This window comes from Vogesella sp. EB, assembly GCF_001037925.1.
Lineage (GTDB): Bacteria > Pseudomonadota > Gammaproteobacteria > Burkholderiales > Chromobacteriaceae > Vogesella > Vogesella indigofera.
In genome coordinates this window covers 197,359-219,204 of the sequence record NZ_LFDT01000002.1, presented here as the reverse complement: position 1 = coordinate 219,204, position 21,846 = coordinate 197,359, and the positions used below count along the sequence as shown (strand labels likewise).

Sequence of the window (21,846 nt, the reverse complement as noted above, 5' to 3'; positions counted from 1 at the left end):
CGATGCGACAGCAACAACGTTTTGACGAAAAAGTAGTCATGGTGACCGGCGCGGCGCAGGGCATCGGCCGCGGCGTCGCCATCGGTGCGGCACAGGAGGGCGCCGCGCTGGTGCTGGTCGACCGCTCCGACTACGTGCACGAGGTGGCCGGCGAGATCAAGGCCGATGGCGGCCGCGCCATCGTGATCTCCGCCGATCTGGAAACCTACGCCGGCGCGCAGCAGGCGGTGACGGCGGCGCTGGACGAGTTCGGCCGCATCGACGTGCTGGTCAACAACGTCGGCGGCACCATCTGGGCCAAGCCGTACCAGGAGTACGACGAATCCCAGATCGAGGCCGAGATCCGTCGCTCGCTGTTCCCGACGCTGTGGTGCTGCCGTGCGGTGCTGCCGCCGATGATCGCGCGCCGGCAGGGGGTGATCGTGAACGTGTCGTCCATCGCCACCCGCGGCATCTACCGCATTCCGTACTCGGCGGCCAAGGGCGGCGTCAACGCGCTGACCGCCAGCCTCGCCTTCGAGCACGCCGGGGACGGCATCCGCGTCAATGCGGTGGCCACCGGCGGCACCGAGGCGCCGCCGCGCAAGGTGCCGCGCAACGCGGCGCCGATGAGCGCGCAGGAGGCCGGCTGGTATCAGGGCATCGTCGACCAGACCATCGCCTCCAGCCTGATGCACCGTTACGGCACGATCGCGGAGCAGGTGGCGGCGATCCTGTTCCTGGCGTCGGAGGAGTCCTCCTACATCACCGGCACGGTGTTGCCGGTCGGTGGTGGCGATCAGGGCTAGTTGTTTTTTTCGAGTTCCCCTTTCCTTGCTGCGCGTCTTTGGCCGTTCCCACGGCGAAGGGCGCGCCTTTTTTTGCCGGCAAGGTTGGCCGCAAGCGCGGGCGGGACAATGACAGAACGCAGCACTGCCGCGTGCGGCGGCGCAAGGCGTGAATATGGGAGGAGCGAAGATGTGGTTTAAGCAATGCACGACCCGCGGCTGCGGCGCGCTGACACGCCTGCGGCGGGACTGGTCGCTGTCAGCGGTCAGTGCCGGTTTTCTGGCGGTGCTGGTGTCCTACGCCGGGCCGCTGGTGATCTTTTTTCATGCGGCGGAAGTCGGGCATGTCGGCCGCGACATGGTGGCGTCGTGGGTGTGGGCGATTTCGATCGGCGCCGCGCTGTCCGGCATCTTGCTGAGCTGGACAACCAAGGTGCCGGTGATCACCGCCTGGTCTGCACCCGGCACCGCGCTGCTGGTGACGCTGTTCCCGGCGCTGCCACTGCCGCAGGTGGTGGGCGCCTACATCACCGCGGCGCTGATCCTCTTCCTGATCGGCTGGTCCGGCTACTTCGACCGCATCATGCAGCGGATTCCCCGCGGCATTGCGGCGGGGATGATGGCGGGCATCCTGTTCCAGTTCGGGGTGCAGGCGTTCAGCTCGGCGACGGCGGCGCCACTGCTGGGCATCAGCATGGTGCTGGCCTATCTGCTGTTCCGCCGCCTGTTGCCGCGCTACTGCATCGTGCTGGTGTTGCTGGTCGGCGTGCTGCTGTCGCTGGCGACCGGCACGCTGCATGGCGGCGGGGCGAGCTTCAGCCTGACGCGGCCGCAGTTCATCGCGCCGCAGTGGAGCATCGCGGCGACGCTGAGCCTGGCCATCCCGCTGGTCATCGTCAGCCTCACCGGACAGTTCCTGCCGGGGATGGCCATTCTGCGCGGTGCCGGCTATGCCATTGCGGCGCGGCCTATCCTGCTGGTCACCAGCGTGGCCTCGCTGCTGGTCGCCTGTTTGGGCGGGGTGACCATCGTGGTGGCCGCGATCACCGCGGCGCTGTGTACCGGCAAGGACGCGCACGAAGACCCGGACAAGCGCTATGTGGCGGGGATTGCCAATGGTGTGTTCTATCTGCTGGGCGGGCTGTTTTCGGGGGCGATCGTGCTGCTGTTCGCGGCGCTGTCCAAGGCGCTGGTCGCCATTCTGGCCGGGGTGGCGCTGATCGGCGCGATCACGGCCAACCTGCTGGCGGTGCTGCAGGACGAGGAGCAGCGCGAGGCGGCCATGATCACCTTCCTGGCGACCGCCTCCGGCATGAGCTACGCCGGACTGGGCGCCGCGTTCTGGGGCGTGCTGATCGGCAGCATCGCCAGCTATGTGCTGCGCAAGCCAAAGGCCGGCGGCCGCGTCAAGACGGGCACGGCTTGAGATTGAGATGGTAGACCAGGGCCGCGCCCGGGGCGGCATCGGTGGTGTCCAGCGACGCCATGGCCGCGCCGCGCCGCAGCTCGCCATCGAGGCTTAGGGTGATGCTGACATCAAGCCTCGCCGCCGCGCCGCAGCCGACCCGTTTCATTTGTCCGGCGCCGATGTTTTCCGTAAACAGGTAGTCGTTTTCATGCGGGCCTTTGATCTTGCGTTTGAAGGCGCGGCCGTGTGCGTTGTCGCGTGGCCCCAGGAAGTATTGCACGTCGAGTGCGGTTTCCTGTTTCGCCGCCAGTTTGGCAAAGCCGCGGTAGTCGACCCTGTAGACACCGATGGAATAACCGGCCGGTAAATTGAGCGGGGACGTGATGCGGCAGACTTTGCGTTGCGCGCCGCTCACGGCATTCGCGTTGTTGGCGACGGTGAACTGGTCAAACAAGATGCTCAGGGTGGTGCCATCAGGCGAGCTGATGACGGAGTAGCTGCCCGCGGGGCAACCGTTGCTTTCCTGGGCCTGTGCCGGCAGGCACAGCAGCCCGGCACAGGCGAGAAGACTACGCAGCAGCCAGGTCATGGTCGTTTCCTTTCATGAACCGGGCGGCGCCTGCTGCCAGGCACCGCCCGCGATGGGCTCAGCGGCAATTGCGCCACTGCAGGTGGTAGATGATCGAGGCATTGACGTCTTCGGAATCGATCGACGCCATGGCTTCCCTGTTGGAAACCGTGTTCACGCGCATGCTCGAGTTGGTGCGCAGGTTGACGTCCTCGCCACAACGCGACCAGATGATCGACTCGGCAGTCAGCGTGTTGCTGATCAGATAGTCTTCATCAATGGGACCGCGAAATCGCCGCTGGAAGGTCGGGCCACGGGTGCCGGCGAAGAAGTACTCGACGTTGAACTGCGAGGTCGCCGACTGCGGCAGGTGATTAAAGCCGCGGAAGTCGATTTTCAGGATCGACACGCTCAGTCCTTGCGGCACGTGCACGGGGATGGCGATGTTGCAGCTCTTGCGGTCAAAGCTTTTGCCGCTGCTTCCACCGACGCTGACCTGGTATTCGTCGAATAACAGACTCAAGGATTTGGCATCCGGACTCAGGGTGACATCGACCGTGCCGGCCGGACAGCCGGTCCCGCCGTAGCCTGGCTCGCCCAGCGCAATATCGTCGGCGTAAGCCGCCGTGCCGAGCAGCAGGGCGGTCATTAACAGAATGATTTTTTTCATGTTGCATCTCCTCGTATGACGAGTCCTGCTTGCGCAAGACGGCATGACCGGTGCGGCTTGGCGCGGAACGCGGTGCGTCACGCCTGATTGCCGTCGCTGGCCTTATCGCCGTTTGCCGCGTTGCCCCCGCGCGTACTGCCCTGGTCGGCGTTGGCGCCTGGGTTCATGCTGGCTTGGCTAGTTGCAGCTTGCGGCGCCGTGCTGTTGGCGTCTGTCTGCTGACGCACATAATCATCGACCGCCGTCGCCGCCGTGCCGCGCACGCAGGGGATGGGGTGCTGTAGCAGACGCCAGTAATGGATACGCGGGTGCCGTGCTGCGCACGCAGGGGATGGCCTGGGCAGCGGGCGCTGCCGGTGGGGCGGTTTGTGGCAGGGATTGTGGCCGGGGGCGCGCTGTGTGACAGCGGCGCCCCGTTTTTGTGGCGTGGGTGGCGGGTCGGGTTGGGAGGCGCCCGGCGCTTACACCGCGGGCGGCGCCACCGCGGCGGCTTGCAGGTGCTGCAGGATCACCTGCCCGCCGCACAGGATGTCATCGCTGATGGCGAGGGCGGCAGCCGGGCCGTCATGGGCGCGGATGGCGGCCAGCACCGGGTAGTGGAAGTCGAGCATGTCGTCGCCGCCGTCACCGTAGACGTCGGCAATCAGCGGCCCCATCTGCAGCCAGATGCGGTACAGGATGCCCTGCAGGAAGGGCATGCCGGCGATGTCGACCAGCGCGAAGTGAAAGCGCTGGTTCAGGTCGCAACCGCGGGCGGTATCGCCGTCGGCAATCGCCTGCTCGTTCTGCCGCACCAGCTCTTCCAGCTGCGCGATTTGCTCGGCGCTGGCATTTTGCGCCGCCATTTCTGCGGCCAACCCTTCCAGCTTGATGCGGATGGCGCGGATCTCCAGATAGCGCGCCACCGTCATGTGCGGCACGCGGATGTCGCGCGCCGATTTCATCGCCAGCGCCTGTTCCTGTACCAGCCGTAGGATGGCATCGCGCACCGGGGTAACGCTGGTGCCCAGCCGCGCCGCCAGCTCGCGGATCTTCAGGCGCTCGCCCGGCTTCAGCTTGCCCTGGATCAGGGCATTGCACAGCAGGTGGTAGACGGTGCTACCGAGGTTGTCGTGTTCCAGCGTGTCCAGCGCGTCGGTCATGGTGGGGCGTGCCGCAAGATTGAATGGCCCGATTCTAGCATCGGCATTAGCAAATATGATGCATCAAATAAACACAAGGTACGTGGCGCGCGGTGCGGCAAGGTTGGCCGCATGTCTAGTGCAGATGGATTTAGTGGGGGATGACTATCGCCTGGTCAATCCAATTGTCATGATATGATCTGCATCATCTTGCGGAGGATTCGACATGAAGAAGATGGTACTGGTGGCTAGCTTTATGGCGTTGGTGAGTGGGCTTGTTCAGGCAAATGAAGGGAAAGTGGAGTTCGGCTTCTTTGACACGGTGGTGAGTCAGGCGAAGAAATTCGAAGACGCTTTCCGGCAGAACGACCGTATTACCGGGGTCAACATTGATGGGCGATCGTTTGCACTTGGTGGTGAGTGGACTGTTCTGAATTCTTGGTCGTCAGTCCAAGACTACAAATCAGGCGACAAGAATGGATCATATGGGGTCTTGGTACTTGGCAGGATCAATAACAAAAAGTTAGAGGACACGCTCTATCTTAGTATCAGATTGCAGCCGCCGGTGATTGGCGAGTTCAAGACTGACATCAGCACCGTATGCGGCAGCAAGAACAACCCCGTGTTCGTTGAGGTTTCTCGGGCAGAAGACAAGTATCAGTCTTGCATGAAAATAATAATGGATTCGTATGTGGACAAGGGGTCTGATGCCGACCGGGTTGAACGTGCCGTCAAGGGGTATGCTGCCGCTTATGGACTCACGATTCAGCCAAATGGCGCAAAGATGTATAGCGTTGATATGTATGAATCCAAGAACGCGACCTCAATCTACGTTGACCGCTACGTGGCTAGCGACGGCTCCGACCTTGAGGAGCTGAAGCGATTCGCTCAGGACCTGCGCCACTCGATTCGCCGGTCATTCTTCGGAGAGTGAAGACCGGCCATCACTAGCAACAACCCGCTTCGGCGGGTTTTTTCATGCCGAGAGTCAAAAAATCGATGTGCTTGCAATTAAAAAATGCAACAAATATGATGCATCATAAATTGGGTGCCGCGATGTCACGGCACGCCAGCCAGCGCCGCACGGTCGGCATGGCCACCGGTCCGCCGCAACGGCCGCCACCACTGCAACCAGGAGTCTGCCATGCCGGATCAAAAGCGTTACATGCTGTTGACGGGGGCCAGCCGCGGCATCGGCCACGCCACCGTCAAGCTGTTTCAGGAGCACAACTGGCACATCTTTACCGTGTCGCGGCAGCCGTTCTCCGAGGACTGCCGCTGGCCGTCGGCGCGCGCCAGCCATGTGCAGGCCGATCTGGCCGACCTGTCCTGCCTCGATGCGCTGGTGGCCGAGGTGCGCAGCCGGCTGCCGGATGGCGAGCTGCACGCGCTGGTGAACAATGCCGGCATCTCGCCCAAGGGGCCCAACGGCGCGCGGTTGGGCATCCTGGACAGCGATATGGACACCTGGGGCCGGGTGCTGAACGTCAATCTGGTGTCCACCGCGCTGCTGGCGCGGGCGCTGTTTCCGGAGCTGAAAAAAGGGCAGGGCAGCATCGTCAACGTCACCTCCATCGCCGGTTCGCGCGTGCACCCGTTTGCCGGCGTCGCCTACGCCGCGTCCAAGGCTGGGCTGGCGGCGCTGACCCGCGAGCTGGCGCACGAGTTCGCGCCGCATGGCATCCGCGCCAATGCCATCGCCCCCGGCGAGATCGACACCGCCATCCTGTCGCCGGACACCGCCAAAATCGTCGAGCACGATGTGCCGATGCAGCGGCTGGGCACGCCGCACGAGGTGGCGGAGGCGATCTACTTCCTGTGTTCCAACCGTTCCTCGTATATCAACGGCTCGGAAATCCACATCAACGGAGGCCAGCATGTCTGACAGCATCGACCAGCTGTTTTCCACCATGGGCAGCGCCACCACGCCCGAGGCCGCCAGCCTGCTGCTGTGGCAGCACTACGGCCTGCGCGGCAACGCCAGCCCGCTCAACAGCGAGCGCGACCAGAACTTCCACATCCACGGCGACGACGGCCAGCAGTACGTGCTGAAGCTGACGCACCCGGCCGAGGCGCGCGGCGTCACCGATTTCCAGACCCGTGCGCTGCTGCATGCCGCCAGCCGCGACCCGGCACTACCGATCCCGCGGGTGATCCCGCGGCTGGATGGCGAGCCGTATGCGGCGATAACGCTGGCGGACGGCACGCAGCGGGTGCTGCGCCTGTTCAGCTACCTTGGCGGCCAACCTTTGCACCAGATCACGCGCAGTGCCGCCCAGCGCCGCGACCTGGGACAGACGCTGGCGCGGCTGGATCTGGCGCTCAGCGATTTTGAACACCCGTCCGCCGACCACGCGCTGCTGTGGGACATCCAGCACAGCGAGCGGCTGCAGCCGCTGCTGGCCGAACTGCCGCCGGGGCCGCAGACCGACACGCTGGCGGCGTTCGTCGCGCATTTCCGGCGCGAGATCCAGCCGGCGTTGGCCGGCCTGCGCCGGCAGGTGATCCACAACGACCTCAACCCCTACAACGTGCTGGTGGATGCGCAGGATCAGGTCACCACCAGTGGACTGATCGACTTTGGCGACATGGTGCAGGCGCCGCTGGTGTGTGAGCTGGCGGTGGCCTGTTCCTACCAGCTGTCCGGCAATGCCAACCCGCTGGATAGCGCCGCCGAGCTGATCGCCGGCTACCATGCGCTGTACCCGCTGCGGCGCGAGGAGGTCGAGCTACTGTACGAGCTGATCCTCACCCGGCTGTGCATGACGGTGACCATCACCGGCTGGCGCGCCAGCCGATATCCGGAAAACAAGACCTACATCCTGCGCAACAACGGCCTGAGCTGGGACGGCCTGCAACGGCTGCAAGCCGTCGGCCGCGAGCAGGCGCAGGTATTTTTGCTGCAGGTGTGCGGCATGAAAGGACAAGCATGAGCAGCAAGGACCAACGCATGGCCAATGCCTTCGACCCGGCCACCGCAGGCAGCCTGCCGGCGCGTGAGCAGGCGCTGATCCAGCGCCGGCAGCAGGTGCTGGGCCAGGCCTACCGGCTGTTCTATGAACAGCCGCTGCACGTGGTGCGCGGCGAGGGGGTGTGGCTGTACGATCCGGACGGCAACGCCTATCTGGACGTGTACAACAACGTCGCCTCGGTCGGGCACAGTCACCCGCGGGTGGTGGACGCCATCGCCCGCCAGGCGGCGACGCTGAACACCCACACCCGTTACCTCAACGACGTCATTCTCGACTACGCCGAGCGGCTGCTGGCGACGCTGCCGGGGGCCGTGAGCCAGGCGATGTTCACCTGCACCGGCAGCGAGGCCAACGATCTGGCGCTGCGGCTGGCGGCCAACTACAGCGGCGGTGCCGGCGTGATCGTCACTAGTCATGCCTATCACGGCGTTACCAGCAGCGTGGCGGAATGCTCGCCGGCCTTCGGCCACAACGTGCCGCTGGGCGTGCACGTGCGCACCGTGCCGGCGCCCGACGCTTACCGCTATCCGGACGAGGACGTGGGCGCACGCTTTACCCGCCACGTGGAGCAGGCCATCGCCGACCTGCAGCGGCACGGCATCCAGCCGGCGGCGTTGCTGGTGGATACGCTGTTTACCAGCGACGGCGTGTTTGCCGAGCCGGCAGGCTTTCTCGCCGGCGCGGTGGCGGCCATCCGCGCCGCCGGTGGGCTGTTCATCGCCGACGAAGTGCAGGCCGGCTTTGCCCGCAGCGGCAGCCACTTCTGGGGCTTCCAGCGCCACGGCATCACCCCGGACATCGTCACCATGGGCAAGCCGATGGGCAACGGCCACCCGATTGCCGGGCTGGCGGCACGGCCGGAGATCATCGACGCCTTCGGCCGCCAGGTGCGCTATTTCAATACCTTCGGCGGCAATCCGGTGTCCTGCGCCGCCGGCCTGGCGGTGCTGGACATCATCCGCGACGAGGGCCTGCAGCAGAATGCGCGCGACACCGGCGCCTACCTGAAGGCCGGCTTCGAAACGTTGGCCGCAAAGCATGAACTGATCGGCGATGTGCGCGCCGCCGGTTTTTTCCTGGGGGTGGAGCTGGTGAGCGACCGGCAGCGCAAGACCGCAGCCACGGCGGAAACCGCCCGCATCGTCAACGCGCTGCGCGAGCGCCGCATCCTGATCAGCGCCACCGGCCCTGCCGGCAACATTCTCAAGCTGCGGCCGCAGCTGCCGTTCTCGCGCGCCAACGCCGACCAGCTGCTGGGCACGCTGGACGAGGTGCTGGCCGGGCTGTAGCGCGGCTGACGCGGCGCCAGGGTGGTTCGGGGTTGCCGGCGGATGCCGCCGGGCTGTCCCGTCCGGCGGTGACAACGGTTTCAGCGCTGTAAAGCCAGCCGCCTCTGCGGTTGGTGGCGACTACGCTGGCGCTTGTCGTCATCGCCGCGCTGTTGTCGCTAACCTCGCTTGGCACCCGTTTCGGCTTCGTGTCCCCGCCAGTCCGCTTCGGTTTCGCTCCCGGTGCCAGGCGCAAAGCCGACAACGCCGCCGTTGATGGCTGGTTTGGCCAGTCCTTCGGGGGGATCGCGGTGTCCAGCGCCCCGGCCGATCGATTGGCCGTCGATGGTGCGCTCGCATCGATCAGCGGCGAGGCCACGGTGCCGCCCCGTTGCCGGTTCCGGCAAGGTGCATTCCATTAAAACGCCCCAGCGGGGGACAAACGTATTTGCTCACAGAATTTCGCGGACAGGAACTGGGCCAGCCGGTCAAGCAGTCGCGCCTGTGCTTTCACCACATCGCTCACCTGGCCACCGGTAACGGCCTCCCTGGCGTGGAACACCCCGGTCAGCAACGGCCGGTCCCGTCCCTTGGCAAGCAGGCGCCAGCCAGCCTCCAGCTCGGCCTCCTTGCCGGGGGCCAGCCGGAACACCCTCACATCAAGCAGGAGCGAAAAATCGGTCTGCGCCAAGCCGGGCTGCGGCCAAGCGTACACGGTGCCCAGGCCTGACTGGCGCGACAAATCCAGGGCCACCGCCTGCGCGAGCAGTCGCGGCAGGCTGGCGACCCAGCGCTGCTCCTCGGCCAACAGCAAACGGCCATCCGGCTGTTCCAGCACCAGCTGGGGATGGTCTACGCCAGCCGGCAAGGTCACCGGCCCCACCAGCAGACTGGCGCCGGAAGTCAGCTCGCCCGGAGCCGGTGCGATGGCGGCGAGGTCATGGAAGGTGGCTGGCACGGAGGCACAGCCCACCAGCATCAGTACCGCAAGGAGTGCGAAGCGGCATTTCATTGGGCGTCTCCTTGCTTGCCGCGAATCAGTGCTTCGGGATGACGGTCGAGATAGTCGACCAGGGCACGGACGCTGCGCGCGGTTTCGCTGACCTCAAGCGCGGCGTTGCGCATGTCCTGCTGTAGCGGCGAGTTGGCCTGCAGCACTTGCTGGGTGTCGTCCAGCGTCTTTTGCAGCTTGTCCAGTGTTTGCGTGGCCCGCGGCAGCATCTTGTCGTCGATGTTGCCCATCAGTTGGCGGGTGGCGGCCAGCATGGCGCGCAACTCGTGAACGGACTGGTCCAGTCCTGCGCTGATGGATTCCAGCGGCATCTTGTCCAGCTTGCGGGCGATGCGTTGCATCATGGCCTGCAGCTCTTCCAGATCGCCCGGGATGGTCGGCATCACGTCAATGTCCTGCTCGTGTCCCAGTTGTGCCGGCTTGGCGTCGCGGAAGAAGTCCAGCGCCACGAACAGCTGGCCGGTGATCAGGCTGCCGGAGCGCAATTGGGCGCGCAGGCCGTTTGTCACCATTTGCTTGAGCGACAGTTGCTGGCGAAGGCTGCGGTCCTTGTCGAGGTTGCTCGACATGGCCAGCAAGCGGCTGGGAAAGATGCGCACATCCACCAGCATGTTGAAATCCTTGCGCGCCTTGTCCTGTTCCAGGCCGATGGCCGTCACCTCGCCAATGACAATGCCACGGAAGTCCACCGGCGCACCCACGGAGAGGCCACGCACCGACTGCTGGAATTTGAGCCGTATCGGATACACCTCGTGATCCGCCGTGCGCATGGCCACATCGCGGGTTTCTGCCAGGCCGAATACCGCGTTTGCGGCGGCTGGCTGCGCGTTCTCGCCAGAGGAGGGCGACTCGAAGGCGATGCCTCCCAGCGCGATGGCCGTCAGAGACTGTGTGTTTACCTTCAGCCCGTTGGCGGAAATGGAAAGGTCTACACCGCTGGCGTGCCAGAAGCGGGTATCCGGCACCACGAAGCGGTCGTAGGGGGCGTTGATGAAGACGGTGAGGTCCAGCCCCTGCCCACTCTTGTCGAGGGCGTAGGCGACCACTTGTCCTACCGGAACCCGGCGGAAGTACACCGGCGCGCCGATGTCCAGCGAACCGAGATCGGCGGATTTCAGCACGAACTGCCTGCCCGGCAGGTCGCCGGTGATGATGGGAGGCACGTCCAGACCGGTGAAACGCTGGCTGCTGGTCTTGCTCCGCCCCGCATCCATGCCGATATAGGCGCCGGACAGCAGGGTGCCGAGACCGGACACGCTGCCGCCGGCGATGCGCGGCCGGACAATCCAGAAGCGACTGTCACTGGTGAGATAGGGCTCGGCTTCCTTGCTTATCTGCGCGGTGGCAATGATGCTCTTGCGGTCCTCGCTCACTTTTACCGAGGTCACCTCGCCGATGTCCACATCCCGGTACTTGATGCGCGTCTTGCCGGCCTCCAGGCCTTCGGCGTTGTGAAAAGCGATGGTAATGGTGGGGCCGCGCGACAGGATGGCTTGCACGGTCAGGTAGCCGCCTATCAGCGCGGCCACCACCGGGATCAGCCACACCAGCGAGGGTGACCAGCGCCGTCGTTCCTCCAGCCTGGCCTGCGGCAATTCCTGTTGCACCGGCTCGTCCGGCGCGTCGTCACGCTTGTCGATCATCATTTACCTCGATGGGATCCCAGATGAGCCTGGGGTCGAAACACATGGCGGACAGCATGGTGAGCACCACTACCGCGCCGAAGGCCATGGCGCCAGGGCCGGCCTTGATGCTGGCCAGCGACTGCAGCTGCACCAGCGACACCAGCAGCGCCACGACATAAATATCCAGCATCGACCACGGGCCGATGGCTTCCAGTAAGCGGTACAGTCGCGTGCGTTGTCGCGGCGCCCAGCGCGAGCGGCACTGTACGGTGACCAGCAACAGCAGCATGGCCAGAATCTTGAGCAGCGGCACCAGCACGCTGGCAATGAAGACCACCAGTGCCAGCGGCCAGGAGCCGCTTTGCCAGAGGAACACCACGCCGCTCATGATGGTGTCGCTCTGCGTACCGGACAGCATGACGGTTTCCATGATGGGCAGCAGATTGGCGGGCAGATAACAGATGATGGCCGCCAGCAGGAAGGCCCAGGCGTATTCCACGCTGCGCTTCTTGCGCGCCCTCACCTCGGCCCCGCAGCGTGGACAGACGGCCGCCGTGCCGAGACGCTCATTCACGCCCCGGCACAACAGGCCGCAAGCGTGACAATGCCACCAGCCGCGCGCGGCGGCGGAATTCAGCGGATAGCGCGGCATGCTTCGTATCGCTCCCACAGCAGGGCCGCGTCGAAGCGGCTGGCACTGGTGGCCAGCAGCACGATCAGCACGAAAAACGACCACAGCCCGATGCCGGGGTGCACCTGGGCCAGATGGGCCAACTTGACCAGCGACACCAGTACGCCGAGCAAGAATACTTCCACCATCCCCCAGGGGTGCAGCATCTGGATCGCGCGCATCACGCTGGGGAAGCCGCGCGGCACACGGCCCAGCGTCAATGGCAGCAATAGGTAGAGCAAGGCCAGCAACTCGATGCCCGGCAGCAGCACACCGGTGAACAGCACCAGCATGGCCACCGGCAGCATGTCCTGACGCATCAGCTGAGAGACGGTGCCCAGCAGCGTGGTGGCGGTGCGCACCCCGCCCACCTCCAGCCCCACCACGGGAAACACATTGGCCAGCGCGAAGACGAACAGGGTGGCCAACACCAGCGCCAGCGAGGTCTGCGGCTGATCACCCGGCGCGCGATGCAGCAGTGCGCCGCAGCGGCAGCAGACCACGTTTTGCGTGACGGCAACCGGCAGTACCTGCAGCAAGTCACATTCGTGGCAGGCGGTCTTGGCGTGATGATGCGTGCTGTTTTTACGATTCGACATCATTGGATGTTGGGCATTTTTTGAAAAGCAGGCACCAGATAAAAATCATTCAAATGAATGTCGCGGGTTGCTTATTTGACGAGAGTTCTTGTTGGTCTTTGTTCATGGAGTCAATCAGTAAATCCAGCGCCGCGCTCGAGACCTTGAAAATGCCATGGTAGGGTTGGGTTAATTCCAGTATCAGGAAATTTGTACTGGCAACGGCCAAGGACCCCATGGACAGCAGAAAAGCAGAAAACAAGCTGGCCTCACCTGTACAGCCATATAGAAAAAACAACAGGCATGCCCAGCCAAAAATGATGAATAGCAACAGTGACGGAACCTGGTTCGACAGGTTTCTGATGATATTGGATTGAGTGGTTACAAAATTACTGGAAAGTTGCCGGATGGCATTAATGTCATCTTGCGTTACGCCGGGCATGCTTTCCGCGATCTTGTTGATCTCGATCATGCCATCGATGTCGTCAGAAAGATTGGCATAGCCGACCTTTTTCCAGTGCGTGCCATTTTTTTCAGGCCAGTAGCGACAATGCAGGGCGATGACAATTTCCCTCAGGATGTGACGAGAGGCATTGTCCTTGGCTTGGAATCTCTTTAGCAGCAGATCGATATTGGCCAGGACGGTTACTAGTGAATTCAAGTCGGCCTGATGACCGTTAAAGGCATTGTAGGATGACGACACCAGCAAACCCAGAACGATAGCGAACAGCGTGCCAACCAGGCCCGATATGGAACGGGCCATGTCCATTGGAAAACTCATCTGGAACGGGATGAATTCATGAATGGACATGCCAAGAATCGCAAAACAAAGCACCATAAGGGCAACCAGGGCACAGCGGCTCAGCGTACTCATAGACACCCCATCTTATTTATCGTTACAGCCTGGCGGCTTCCTGGTGTGAAGTCCGGTAACCGGGGCATGGCCACCTTGTTGAACGAGTCGTTACGGTTTGCCCATTGTCCGTTCTTGTCCTCGTTACGCGTGCTTCGATCTCCGTTCCATACCAGACGATGGCAGGGGCGGACATTTCGCACCAAAGAGGGACGGCAAAGTCGGCACGCAGCGTGTCCGCTTGCCCCGTTACCCGTTAAATAACTATACCGTCTGGTAAAATTATGTTGGCAGAGCGGAACCACTGTCAAGGTCTAATGAAGCCAGGACGGGTGCAAGACTATGGCGTGGCAAGGCGGCGGGTTTGTGCCGCCTGTTGCCGGCAACGGCTGCGGCTTGCGACCGTCAGCAGATTCGTTCGGCGGCGACAACGGCTTCAGCCGCCGAGCAGCGCGATCACTTCCTCGTCTTCCACCTGCGGGAAGTGGCGGTAGAACTGGCCGACGGCTTGGAAGTAGGGCGGCGCGTGCAGGCAGACCACCTCGTCGGCCAGCGGGCGCACCAGCTCCAGCGCATCGGGCGAGGCCACCGGCACGGCACAGACCAGCCGCGCCGGCTTTTTGTGGCGCAGCGCGTGCAGTGCCGCCAGCATGGTGGCGCCGGTCGCCAGGCCGTCGTCGACCACGATCACCAGCCGGCCGGCGGGATCAAGCGGCGGCCGGATCGGGGTGTAGCTTTCCCGTCGCGCGTGGATGGTCGCCAGCTGCGTCTGTTTCTCGCGCTCGATGTAGTCCTGATCCGCGCCCATCGCCGCCGCGTAGGGCGCCAGGTAGGTCCAGCCGCTTTCGTCAATGGCACCGATGGCGGTTTCCGCATGGCGCGGCGCGCGCAGCTTGCGCACCAGCACGACATCGAAATCCCCGTCCAGCACGTCGGCGAGCAACCTGGCCATCGGCACCGCACCGCGCGGGATGGCCAGCAGCAGCGGGTGCTGGCCCCTGTAGGGCTGCAGCCGTGCGGCCAACTGGCGCGCGGCATCATCGCGGTCTGCAAACATGGCGTTTTCCGTCCGGGTCAGTGGGGCGATCGGGCTGCAAAAGCTCGATCTTGAAGTCGCTTTCAAACGGCGGCACATGGCACTCGATGATGTCCGGGGGCGCAATCTCCAGCCGGGTGCCGACCACGTCGGCGGCCAGCGGCAGACAGCGGCCGGCCCGCTCCACCAGCACGGCGACCCGGATGGCGGCGGGTTGCTTCTGCACCAGATAAGTCACCACCTTCAGGATGGAGTGCCCGCTGTAGAGCACGTCGTCGACCACCAGCAGGGTGTAGCCGGAGAGATCCAGCGCCGCGTGTTGCGCCTGCTCGGTAAGTTGTGTTTCCGGGTGCAGCAGGGTGAGGTCGTCGGCGTAGCGCTTGACCAGCAGGTCCAGCCGCAACGGCGGCGCCATGCCATGCACCGCCACCAGCCGCTCGGTGAGCAGGTCGGCCAGTGGCGCGCCACGGCGGCGGATGCCGATCACCGCCACGCGTTGCCGGCCGCGCAGCAAGCCGGCGCTCCGCGCGGCCATGGCATCGAGCAGATCCTTCAGTTGCGCCGCGTCAAACAGGCAGGTTCGTGAACCGGGTGTCATGGCGGGAGTCACCTCGCTGCAAGTTGGTGCCAGCGGCCGCATCGAAAGGTTGGCCGCAAGCGGGCGCGCGCGGCGTTTCCTGCTGCCTTTATCACAAGGCGGGCGTCATGCGCGCATGGCATCGCCCTTGTTGTTGCGGGCTGTCCTGTGTATAGCAAGCGGCCTGGCAGCGGGCAAGCCGGGGGCGGCGTGTCACGGAAGCCCCGGGTCAGATGCCCAGGACGGCATTGACCGGGATCGAGATGCGCGACTCGCTGCCGGCATGGGCTTCGGTGCCATGTTCCAGCCAGTTGGGGAACACCAGTAGCTGGCCGGCTTCCGGGGCAATGGAAATTTCGCTGCCGGCGTTGGGGCGCAAGCTGCCCTGCCACGGTGACAACAGCGCGCCGGGTCGCGGGTCACGCAGCACGATGGGCCCGCTGCCGGCGGGTACCTTCAGGTAGTAACAGGCGCTGAGCAGCGCACCGGCGTGATTGTGAAAAGTATTGTAGCCGCCAGCGTCGTGCACATTGGCCCAGGCTTTCAGCTGGTAGCGATGCAGTGGCGGGCCCATTTCGTTGAGGATGAAATCAAAAACGGTGCGCACCGCCTGTGCCAGCGGCAGAAAATGCGGGTCGTCAAACAGTGTCTGCGTACTGTTCCAGCCCATGCGGTTGGAGCGTCCCTCCGCAACCGGATTCTGCTGCCGCCACGATTCGATCTGTGCTGTCCATTGCGGCACGTGCTCGTTCAGGGTTGACAGGCTGACCGACCAGACCCGGGTCGGAAACAGCTCCATGTGGGCAAGATTGAGTTGCGGCATCGAGGTATTTTTCAAAGTTTGTTTATAAAGTGCGCTGCATACCGGCAGTGTTGCTGTGGTGGTCATGTGCAGGCAGTTTGTGCCCTTGGCGACGCAACGCCTGTATTGGCGGGCTGTCATCCCTGTTTTCGAGTATGGAAAACCACAGTAGGGATAATAAATTGCTCGATGTTATGACATTTTATTTTCAAGTTGTCTTTATGTAATCACAATGTCGCCACCTGTACCAGACTTAGGAATAGCCATGCCCACCCCATTCTCTGCCCGTCCTGCCTGCGGCCAACCTGCCAGCAAGCAAAAACCGCTGGTGCTGGCCACTGCCGCCGCCTGTTTTGCCTTGGCCGCCGGTTCGGCGCAAGCGGTCGGCTGCGCTACCTCCGTCACCACCGAGACAACCACGGCGGCGACGGTGTGTAGCAACCTGACCGTTAGCTCTGCCGGTGCCATCGATGTGAGCGGCAGCACTGCCGTTACGGTCAGCACTGGCAACGAGTTTTCTACCTCCATTGACAACAGTGGCCGCATCACCGGCAATACTGCGATTTATGTGCAGGATACCTCAGGTACTTACAGCACCCAGATCAACAACAACAGCAGCGGTATGATGGTGGGGCAGAACTATGCGGTGAACCGTGCAGGCAGCCCGGGGCAGAGCGTCAATATTTTTAACGAGGGCCAGATCGCTGGCTCCATCGTCGCCACCAACCTGACCAATGCTGGCGGTGGCGTGGTGACGCTCAAGAATGGCGCCGACAAGGACGACCTGCGCAATAGCGGTAGCGCCGGTTCAGCGCAGCTGAGCGGCACCTTCAGCCAGGAGTCCGGTGCCACGCTGCGGGTCGCCATTGTCTCCACCAGTGACGAGGGCAGCTACAGCTACCTGCAGGCGGCCAACGTTAACCTGAACGGCACGCTGGATGTGGACGTGAAAGCCAACAGCGGCCTGAGCCTGAGCTCGGGCCTCAACTCCTTCGGCATCATCCACGGGTCGAGCTCCCTCAACGGCACCTTCTCGCAGATCACCGACAACAGTGCGCTGTTCAACTTCGAGCAGCGGGTGCTCTCCAACACCCTGTATATCGATGCCGTGCGCGCACTGACGGTAGAGCAGGCGGCGCGTGACAACAGCAATACCCCGGGGCTGGGCGCGGCACAGGTGCTGGACTCCGGTGCCACCGGTCTGCAAGAAGTGGTCGATGCGCTGGGCCAGCTGGCTACGGCACAGGAAGTGTCCGACGCGGTGTCGCAGACCCTGCCGCTGCATACCGGTGCTTCCATCGCCGCGACGCAGGATGCGCTGTCCAGCGTCAACCAGATCGTGCAGGCACGTATCGAAGGCAGTACCGGCCTGTCGGCCGGTGACCAGGCGTTCAGCGACCGTTATGTGTGGGTAAAACCGTTCGGCTCCTGGGCGGAGCAGGAAAACCGTGACGGCGTGGCCGGCTATGATGCGCGCACCCGTGGTCTGACGCTCGGGGTCGACGGTGCCTTGTCGCCACAGCTGCGTCTGGGTGGCGCGCTGGCCTATGCCAATATCGATATCGACGGCAAGTCCACGGTCGCGAAGCAGAGCAGCGAAGTGGATGTCTATCAGCTGGTCGGCTACGGCAGCTACAGCCTGGACGAGCGCACCAACCTGAATTTCCAGGTGGACGTTGGCCAGGGCAACTCGCAGGGCGAGCGCCGGATCGCGTTCACCCAGTCCACGGCCTATTCCGACTATGACAGCTTCACCGCGCATGCCGGCCTGGGTATCGGTCGCAGCTATGCGCTGGATAGCAGTACCACGGTCATTCCGTCGCTGCGTGCCGACTACACCTGGATCAAGGATCAGGCCTACAGCGAAACCGGTGCCGGCGCACTGAACCTGCAGGTGCAAAGCCGTAAGTCGGACGCACTGGTACTGGCGCTGGAAGGCAAGCTGAACAAGGATCTTGGCAACGGCACCCAGCTGCAGGCCAACCTCGGCGTCGGTTACGATACCCTCAACGAGCGCTCGTCCATCGTGTCGGCCTTTGCTGGTGCGCCCAATGCGGCATTTGTCACCTACGGTGCAGAACCCAGCCCGTGGCAGGTGCGTGGCGGCTTCGGCCTGACCCACAAAACCGCCAGCGGCATGGAAATCACCGGCCGTTACGATGCGCTGTACAAGACCGACTTCCTGAACCAGACCGTGTCGGTCAAACTGCGCTGGATGTTCTAAGCCAGCCGGTTTTATGACTGACCATGGCAGTGGCGCGCGCCACTGCCATTTTTTATGCTTTTTTTCATGACCTACATACTCGAGTTGCAGCCTGCCCGTTCGCCGGTTTACCGCTACGGGCTGTCCCAGCCGGTTCAGACCCTCCGCTTCCGCTCTGCGGCGCTGGCGCCAGACGCCGACTGGCAGGCGGCCGACGCCTGGCTGGCGGCGACATTCCGGTTAGCGCTCACGCCCGCTGCCCTGGACCCCCTGTGGACGGCTGGCGAACAGTGCGTGGCGCAGTGGGCCTGGCGCGTGCTGCAGTTGGCCGCACAGCTGCAGCGGCTGGCACGCATCCCGGTATTCACGCCGGGGGTGATCACGCGGCTGCTGCCGGCGGTGGCGGATGGCTGGCAGGTAGAGGCGGCGATTGCGCAAGTGGCCTATTTTCCGGCGGCGGATGTCACACGCTGTTACGAGGCCGCCGCTATCGTGCTGAGCGGCTATCTGGCCAACCCCGGCCACTTTGCCGCGAGCGAAGTGTTGTACCGGCAACTGGAAGCGACGCTGATCGGGCCGTTGTGCCGGCACAATCCGACCGACGACACCACCTTGTCGCTGCTGGCCGCCGCCGCGGCGGCCAAACTGCCGTGGCAGCACCTGGGGCAGGGCGGCTACCAGATCGGCTGGGGCGGTCATGCGCGACGGCTGCAGCAGGGCGGGCTGGCGACGGATTCGATGCTCGGCATCCAGGTCAGCGGCAACAAGGTGCTGACCCGGCGCTGGCTGGCCAGTGCCGGCATGCCGGTGCCGGAGCAGCGGCTGGTGGCGACGGAGGCCGATGCGGTACAGGTATGGCGCGACATGGCGGCACCGCTGGTGTTCAAGCCGGCAAGCGGCGAGGGCGGGCAGGGGGTGAGCGTCGACGTGGCGAGCGAGGCCGACGCCCGCCAGGCCTTCCGGCTGGCGGCAACCGTGGCCGGCGAGGTGATTGTCGAGCGCCAGGTCGCCGGCGATACCCATCACCTGCAGGTGGTGGATGGCGAACTGCTGTTCGTGATGCGCCGCCGGCCGGCGGCGCTGGTCGCCGATGGCCGCCATGATCTCGCACACTGTCTGGCTGCGGAGAACCGCCGGCGACAGGAGGAGATGCTGTGGTGGCGCCTGCCACCGCTGCCGCAGGATCAGGTCGCGACCGCTTGCCTCGCCCGGCAGGGCCATGACTGGCACAGCATCCCGCCCGCCGGCACGTCGCTCTTCCTGCGCGACATCCCCAGCAATATCGACGGTGCAGAGGACGAGGATGTGACCCGGCTGGTACATCCGGACAACATCGCGCTGGCCTGTCGTGCCGCCCGCCGGCTGGGGCTGGCGATGGCCGGGGTGGACATCATTTCGCCTGATATCCGGCGCCCGTGGCATGAAAACGGCGCGGTAATCAACGAGGTCAATCATGCGCCGCAGCTGGGCGCCGGTACGCTATACCGGCGCTATCTGCCTGCCATGCTGCGGCAGCTGTGGCCCGCTGGCGGCCGCATCCCGGTCGAGGTCTATCTCGGCGCCGCGGCCGCACTGGCAACGGCACGCCAGCGGCAGGCGGCGTGGGCGGCGCAGGGCATCAGCTGCTTTATCTGCACGGACGAGTTCTGTCTCGATGCGCACGGCCAGCCGCTGGCGATGACGGGAGACGCGGCTCACCGGCTGCAGGCGCTGTTGCTGGAGCCGCGGGTGCAGGCCGTGCTGCTGGTGAGCAACGGCCGCTGGCTGGTGGCCGGGCTGCCGCTCGACCGCATTTCGCGGCTGGAGGTGGTGGCCGAGACCCCGTGCGGCCAAGCGCCGGTGGATGCCGGGCAATGGCTGGCGCTGCTGCAAGCGTATCTGCCACCCGCTGGAGAGGCGCAGCAATGACGATGACGACCTTGCCCTCCCTTGCTGACGGTACGGTCCGGCAGCCACAGCAGGTGTTGAGCATCCGCCTTGGCCCGCTGCCGGTCGACATGGACTGGCCATTGCTCGATGGCTGGCTGCACGCCTGGCTGGAGCAGCCGTTGGTCGAGCCAGCACTGCCGGATGCAGCGCATGATCCGGTCGAGGCGCAGCTGCAGCGCCTTGCCTGGCGCATTGCCGTCGCCACGCCGGCGCTGTTGCGCGCCTGCGGCATACCGCTGCTGGCCGACGGCAAGGTGCTGGCCATCACGCCGCCGCTGGATGGGGCGGCGACCTGGCAGTGTGATATCGCTTTTGCGCAACTGGATAGCGTACCGGCCGCGCTGCTGCTGCAGGCCTGTGACTGCTGTGTCCGCTGGCTGCAGGCGGTGGCATGGCAGGCGGCAGGCGGTGATCCGGTGGCGGCGTTTTTCCAGTCGCTGGTGCAGGGCACCCTGCCGCGGCTGCTGCCGCACGCCATAGCCGCGCCATCGGGCATGGCACTGCTGCAGGCTGCGGCCAACGCCGGCATCCCGTGGCGGCACGAGGGCAACGGCGTGTTCCAGCTGGGCTGGGGCGTGCATCTGCGGCACGCCTTCACCAGCCGGCTGGATAGCGATTCCTCGATCGGCATCCGCGCGGCGGGCAACAAGCAGCTGGCCGCGCAGTGGTTGCGGCAGGCGGGGCTGCCCACGGCTGTGCAGCGGCTGGCCGGCAACGGCGAGCAGGCCAGTGCCGCGGCGCAGGAGCTGGGCTGGCCGCTGGTGGTGAAACCGCTGGCGCGCGATCGTGGCGAAGGTGTCAGCACCGGGATCGGCAACCGCTCGCAGCTGCAGCTGGCGCTGGACAAGGCCGCGCATTTTGGCTGGCCGCTGCTGCTGGAGCAGCAGGCCCCCGGCGTCTGCCATCGCATTCTGGTGGTCGGAGGGCGGGTGATGTATGTGGTCAAGCGCCTGCCGGTGGCGGTGCAAGGCGATGGTGTGCACAGCGTCCAGGCGCTGATCGATGCGGCCAACTTGCAGCAGCTGGCCCTGCCGCCGTGGCGGCGCGCGCCGCCGTTGCGGGCCGATGACGACACCCGTGCCTGCCTGCGCGAGGCGGGGCTGCAGCTGACGTCGGTGCCGGCGGCGGGGGAGTGGATCGCATTGCGCGCGATCGAATCGTCGGCCGATGGCGGCCGCGACGAAGACATGCTGGCCGCCGCCCACCCGGACAATCTGGCGCTGGCGCTGCGTGCGGCGGCGCTGTTTGGCCTGGAGGTGGCCGGCATCGACATGATCACGCCTGACATCGGCCAGCCCTGGCATGCCAACGGCGCCATCATCAACGAGATCAATGCCGCGCCGGCGCTGGGCGCCAGCCAGAGTTCGCGCGACGCGATGCCGCGGCTGATGCAGCAGCTGTTCCCGACAGGGGGGCGTATCCCGGTCGAGCTGTTCGTCGGCGGTGCCATGGCCGAGGCGGCGGCACGGCAACGTCGCGACGAGCTGCAGCGTGCCGGGGTGGCGTGCTACTTCACCACCGCACAGCACAGCGAGGACGCCACCGGGCAGCGCCATCACCTGGCCTGCGACAGCCTGTACCAGCGCTGCCTGGCGCTCTTGAGCGACCGCAGCGTCGGCGCGCTGATGATCGCCGTCACGCCAGAGCAGTGGCGAGAAGAGGCGCTGCCGCTGGATCGGGTGGCGCGGGTATTGCAGTGTGCGGATGCCTGAGCCGTGAAGGTCACACACGGTTGGCGTTATCGGCACGCGGCTGTACTAAGAGCCGCTAACAAAACCCCTGATCCT

The 21,846-nt window shown here is 64.8% G+C and carries 21 protein-coding genes; 10 read left to right on the top strand and 11 right to left on the bottom strand.

The window, feature by feature from the left end:
• The first annotated feature begins 2 nt into the window (after positions 1–2).
• Positions 3–788 carry a 1,6-dihydroxycyclohexa-2,4-diene-1-carboxylate dehydrogenase gene (locus ACG97_RS02475; RefSeq protein ID WP_047965722.1) on the top strand — a complete coding sequence of 262 codons (786 nt, stop codon included), beginning with the start codon at positions 3–5 and terminating at the stop codon, positions 786–788.
• Positions 789–957: 169 nt separating this feature from the next.
• On the top strand, positions 958–2,193 hold the full coding sequence (locus ACG97_RS02470; protein ID WP_047965721.1) for a benzoate/H(+) symporter BenE family transporter: 1,236 nt from the start codon (positions 958–960) through the stop codon (positions 2,191–2,193).
• On the opposite strand, the gene ACG97_RS02465 is transcribed toward ACG97_RS02470, so the two are convergent.
• The 3 genes from ACG97_RS02465 to ACG97_RS02450 all read right to left on the bottom strand — a co-directional run bounded on the left by ACG97_RS02465 (position 2,174) and on the right by ACG97_RS02450 (position 4,555).
• Positions 2,174–2,764 (bottom strand): DUF4360 domain-containing protein, encoded by a 591-nt coding sequence (locus ACG97_RS02465; RefSeq protein WP_047965720.1) that lies wholly within the window; start codon positions 2,762–2,764, stop codon positions 2,174–2,176. The two genes, ACG97_RS02470 and ACG97_RS02465, sit on opposite strands and share 20 nt — an antisense overlap.
• A gap of 58 nt (positions 2,765–2,822) precedes the next feature.
• Positions 2,823–3,413 (bottom strand): DUF4360 domain-containing protein, encoded by a 591-nt coding sequence (locus ACG97_RS02460; protein ID WP_047965719.1) that lies wholly within the window; start codon positions 3,411–3,413, stop codon positions 2,823–2,825.
• Positions 3,414–3,874: 461 nt separating this feature from the next.
• A complete protein-coding gene (locus ACG97_RS02450; RefSeq protein ID WP_047965717.1) occupies positions 3,875–4,555 on the bottom strand; it encodes a GntR family transcriptional regulator in 681 nt (226 codons plus the stop codon).
• A gap of 205 nt (positions 4,556–4,760) precedes the next feature.
• On the opposite strand from ACG97_RS02450, the gene ACG97_RS02445 reads away from it, so the two are divergent.
• The 5 genes from ACG97_RS02445 to ACG97_RS02425 all read left to right on the top strand — a co-directional run bounded on the left by ACG97_RS02445 (position 4,761) and on the right by ACG97_RS02425 (position 9,196).
• Positions 4,761–5,468: a hypothetical protein gene (locus tag ACG97_RS02445; RefSeq protein ID WP_047965716.1), complete on the top strand. Its 708-nt coding sequence runs from the start codon at positions 4,761–4,763 to the stop codon at positions 5,466–5,468.
• 210 nt (positions 5,469–5,678) lie between these two features.
• On the top strand, positions 5,679–6,419 hold the full coding sequence (locus ACG97_RS02440; RefSeq protein WP_202902686.1) for an SDR family NAD(P)-dependent oxidoreductase: 741 nt from the start codon (positions 5,679–5,681) through the stop codon (positions 6,417–6,419).
• A complete protein-coding gene (locus ACG97_RS02435) occupies positions 6,412–7,467 on the top strand; it encodes a phosphotransferase (RefSeq protein WP_053068035.1) in 1,056 nt (351 codons plus the stop codon). Before ACG97_RS02440 ends, ACG97_RS02435 begins: the two co-directional genes overlap by 8 nt.
• A complete protein-coding gene (locus ACG97_RS02430) occupies positions 7,464–8,795 on the top strand; it encodes an aspartate aminotransferase family protein (RefSeq protein ID WP_082133621.1) in 1,332 nt (443 codons plus the stop codon). Before ACG97_RS02435 ends, ACG97_RS02430 begins: the two co-directional genes overlap by 4 nt.
• A gap of 113 nt (positions 8,796–8,908) precedes the next feature.
• Positions 8,909–9,196 carry a hypothetical protein gene (locus tag ACG97_RS02425; RefSeq protein WP_156167882.1) on the top strand — a complete coding sequence of 96 codons (288 nt, stop codon included), beginning with the start codon at positions 8,909–8,911 and terminating at the stop codon, positions 9,194–9,196.
• Here ACG97_RS02425 and ACG97_RS16825 read toward each other — a convergent pair.
• From ACG97_RS16825 to ACG97_RS02385, 8 genes are all read right to left on the bottom strand, one after another.
• A complete protein-coding gene (locus ACG97_RS16825; protein ID WP_053068034.1) occupies positions 9,193–9,786 on the bottom strand; it encodes a membrane integrity-associated transporter subunit PqiC in 594 nt (197 codons plus the stop codon). The two genes, ACG97_RS02425 and ACG97_RS16825, sit on opposite strands and share 4 nt — an antisense overlap.
• Positions 9,783–11,432 (bottom strand): intermembrane transport protein PqiB, encoded by a 1,650-nt coding sequence (locus ACG97_RS02415; protein ID WP_238377237.1) that lies wholly within the window; start codon positions 11,430–11,432, stop codon positions 9,783–9,785. Before ACG97_RS02415 ends, ACG97_RS16825 begins: the two co-directional genes overlap by 4 nt.
• Complete coding sequence (locus ACG97_RS02410) at positions 11,413–11,910, bottom strand: paraquat-inducible protein A (protein WP_238377236.1); 498 nt, start codon at positions 11,908–11,910, stop codon at positions 11,413–11,415. The genes ACG97_RS02415 and ACG97_RS02410 overlap by 20 nt, the downstream gene beginning before the upstream one ends.
• Positions 11,911–12,044: 134 nt before the next feature.
• Positions 12,045–12,620 carry a paraquat-inducible protein A gene (locus ACG97_RS02405; RefSeq protein WP_202902685.1) on the bottom strand — a complete coding sequence of 192 codons (576 nt, stop codon included), beginning with the start codon at positions 12,618–12,620 and terminating at the stop codon, positions 12,045–12,047.
• 109 nt (positions 12,621–12,729) lie between these two features.
• Entirely contained in the window at positions 12,730–13,533 is an 804-nt protein-coding gene (locus tag ACG97_RS02400; protein WP_156167878.1) for a DUF4239 domain-containing protein, read from the bottom strand.
• A gap of 415 nt (positions 13,534–13,948) precedes the next feature.
• The gene (locus ACG97_RS02395; protein WP_047965712.1) at positions 13,949–14,569 is read right to left on the bottom strand and encodes a phosphoribosyltransferase; all 621 of its coding nucleotides are present in this window, start codon (positions 14,567–14,569) and stop codon (positions 13,949–13,951) included.
• Positions 14,550–15,146, bottom strand: coding sequence for a phosphoribosyltransferase family protein (locus ACG97_RS02390; protein WP_047965711.1), 597 nt, complete (start codon positions 15,144–15,146; stop codon positions 14,550–14,552). Before ACG97_RS02390 ends, ACG97_RS02395 begins: the two co-directional genes overlap by 20 nt.
• 208 nt (positions 15,147–15,354) lie before the next feature.
• Positions 15,355–15,948 (bottom strand): TIGR02466 family protein, encoded by a 594-nt coding sequence (locus ACG97_RS02385; RefSeq protein WP_162198992.1) that lies wholly within the window; start codon positions 15,946–15,948, stop codon positions 15,355–15,357.
• Between the two features lie 244 nt (positions 15,949–16,192).
• Between ACG97_RS02385 and ACG97_RS02380 the strand changes: the two genes are divergently transcribed.
• The 3 genes from ACG97_RS02380 (at position 16,193) to ACG97_RS02370 (ending at position 21,771) form a co-directional block, all read left to right on the top strand.
• A complete protein-coding gene (locus ACG97_RS02380) occupies positions 16,193–18,151 on the top strand; it encodes an autotransporter outer membrane beta-barrel domain-containing protein (RefSeq protein WP_162198991.1) in 1,959 nt (652 codons plus the stop codon).
• Between the two features lie 66 nt (positions 18,152–18,217).
• On the top strand, positions 18,218–20,038 hold the full coding sequence (locus ACG97_RS02375) for a hypothetical protein (protein ID WP_156167875.1): 1,821 nt from the start codon (positions 18,218–18,220) through the stop codon (positions 20,036–20,038).
• Between the two features lie 2 nt (positions 20,039–20,040).
• Positions 20,041–21,771, top strand: a complete 1,731-nt coding sequence (locus ACG97_RS02370; protein WP_156167872.1) for a hypothetical protein — start codon at positions 20,041–20,043, stop codon at positions 21,769–21,771.
• The last annotated feature ends 75 nt before the right edge of the window (positions 21,772–21,846 follow it).

Coding starts and splice junctions, on each gene's coding strand:
- ACG97_RS02390 (WP_047965711.1), bottom strand. CDS start 15,146: ATGACACCCGGTTCACGAACCTGCCTGTTTGACGCGGCGCAACTGAAG.
- ACG97_RS02450 (WP_047965717.1), bottom strand. CDS start 4,555: ATGACCGACGCGCTGGACACGCTGGAACACGACAACCTCGGTAGCACC.
- ACG97_RS02370 (WP_156167872.1), top strand. CDS start 20,041: ATGACGACCTTGCCCTCCCTTGCTGACGGTACGGTCCGGCAGCCACAG.
- ACG97_RS02470 (WP_047965721.1), top strand. CDS start 958: ATGTGGTTTAAGCAATGCACGACCCGCGGCTGCGGCGCGCTGACACGC.
- ACG97_RS16825 (WP_053068034.1), bottom strand. CDS start 9,786: ATGAAATGCCGCTTCGCACTCCTTGCGGTACTGATGCTGGTGGGCTGT.
- ACG97_RS02400 (WP_156167878.1), bottom strand. CDS start 13,533: ATGAGTACGCTGAGCCGCTGTGCCCTGGTTGCCCTTATGGTGCTTTGT.
- ACG97_RS02380 (WP_162198991.1), top strand. CDS start 16,193: ATGCCCACCCCATTCTCTGCCCGTCCTGCCTGCGGCCAACCTGCCAGC.
- ACG97_RS02395 (WP_047965712.1), bottom strand. CDS start 14,569: ATGTTTGCAGACCGCGATGATGCCGCGCGCCAGTTGGCCGCACGGCTG.
- ACG97_RS02460 (WP_047965719.1), bottom strand. CDS start 3,413: ATGAAAAAAATCATTCTGTTAATGACCGCCCTGCTGCTCGGCACGGCG.
- ACG97_RS02475 (WP_047965722.1), top strand. CDS start 3: ATGCGACAGCAACAACGTTTTGACGAAAAAGTAGTCATGGTGACCGGC.
- ACG97_RS02465 (WP_047965720.1), bottom strand. CDS start 2,764: ATGACCTGGCTGCTGCGTAGTCTTCTCGCCTGTGCCGGGCTGCTGTGC.
- ACG97_RS02385 (WP_162198992.1), bottom strand. CDS start 15,948: ATGCCGCAACTCAATCTTGCCCACATGGAGCTGTTTCCGACCCGGGTC.
- ACG97_RS02435 (WP_053068035.1), top strand. CDS start 6,412: ATGTCTGACAGCATCGACCAGCTGTTTTCCACCATGGGCAGCGCCACC.
- ACG97_RS02375 (WP_156167875.1), top strand. CDS start 18,218: ATGACCTACATACTCGAGTTGCAGCCTGCCCGTTCGCCGGTTTACCGC.
- ACG97_RS02430 (WP_082133621.1), top strand. CDS start 7,464: ATGAGCAGCAAGGACCAACGCATGGCCAATGCCTTCGACCCGGCCACC.
- ACG97_RS02445 (WP_047965716.1), top strand. CDS start 4,761: ATGAAGAAGATGGTACTGGTGGCTAGCTTTATGGCGTTGGTGAGTGGG.
- ACG97_RS02415 (WP_238377237.1), bottom strand. CDS start 11,432: ATGATGATCGACAAGCGTGACGACGCGCCGGACGAGCCGGTGCAACAG.
- ACG97_RS02440 (WP_202902686.1), top strand. CDS start 5,679: ATGCCGGATCAAAAGCGTTACATGCTGTTGACGGGGGCCAGCCGCGGC.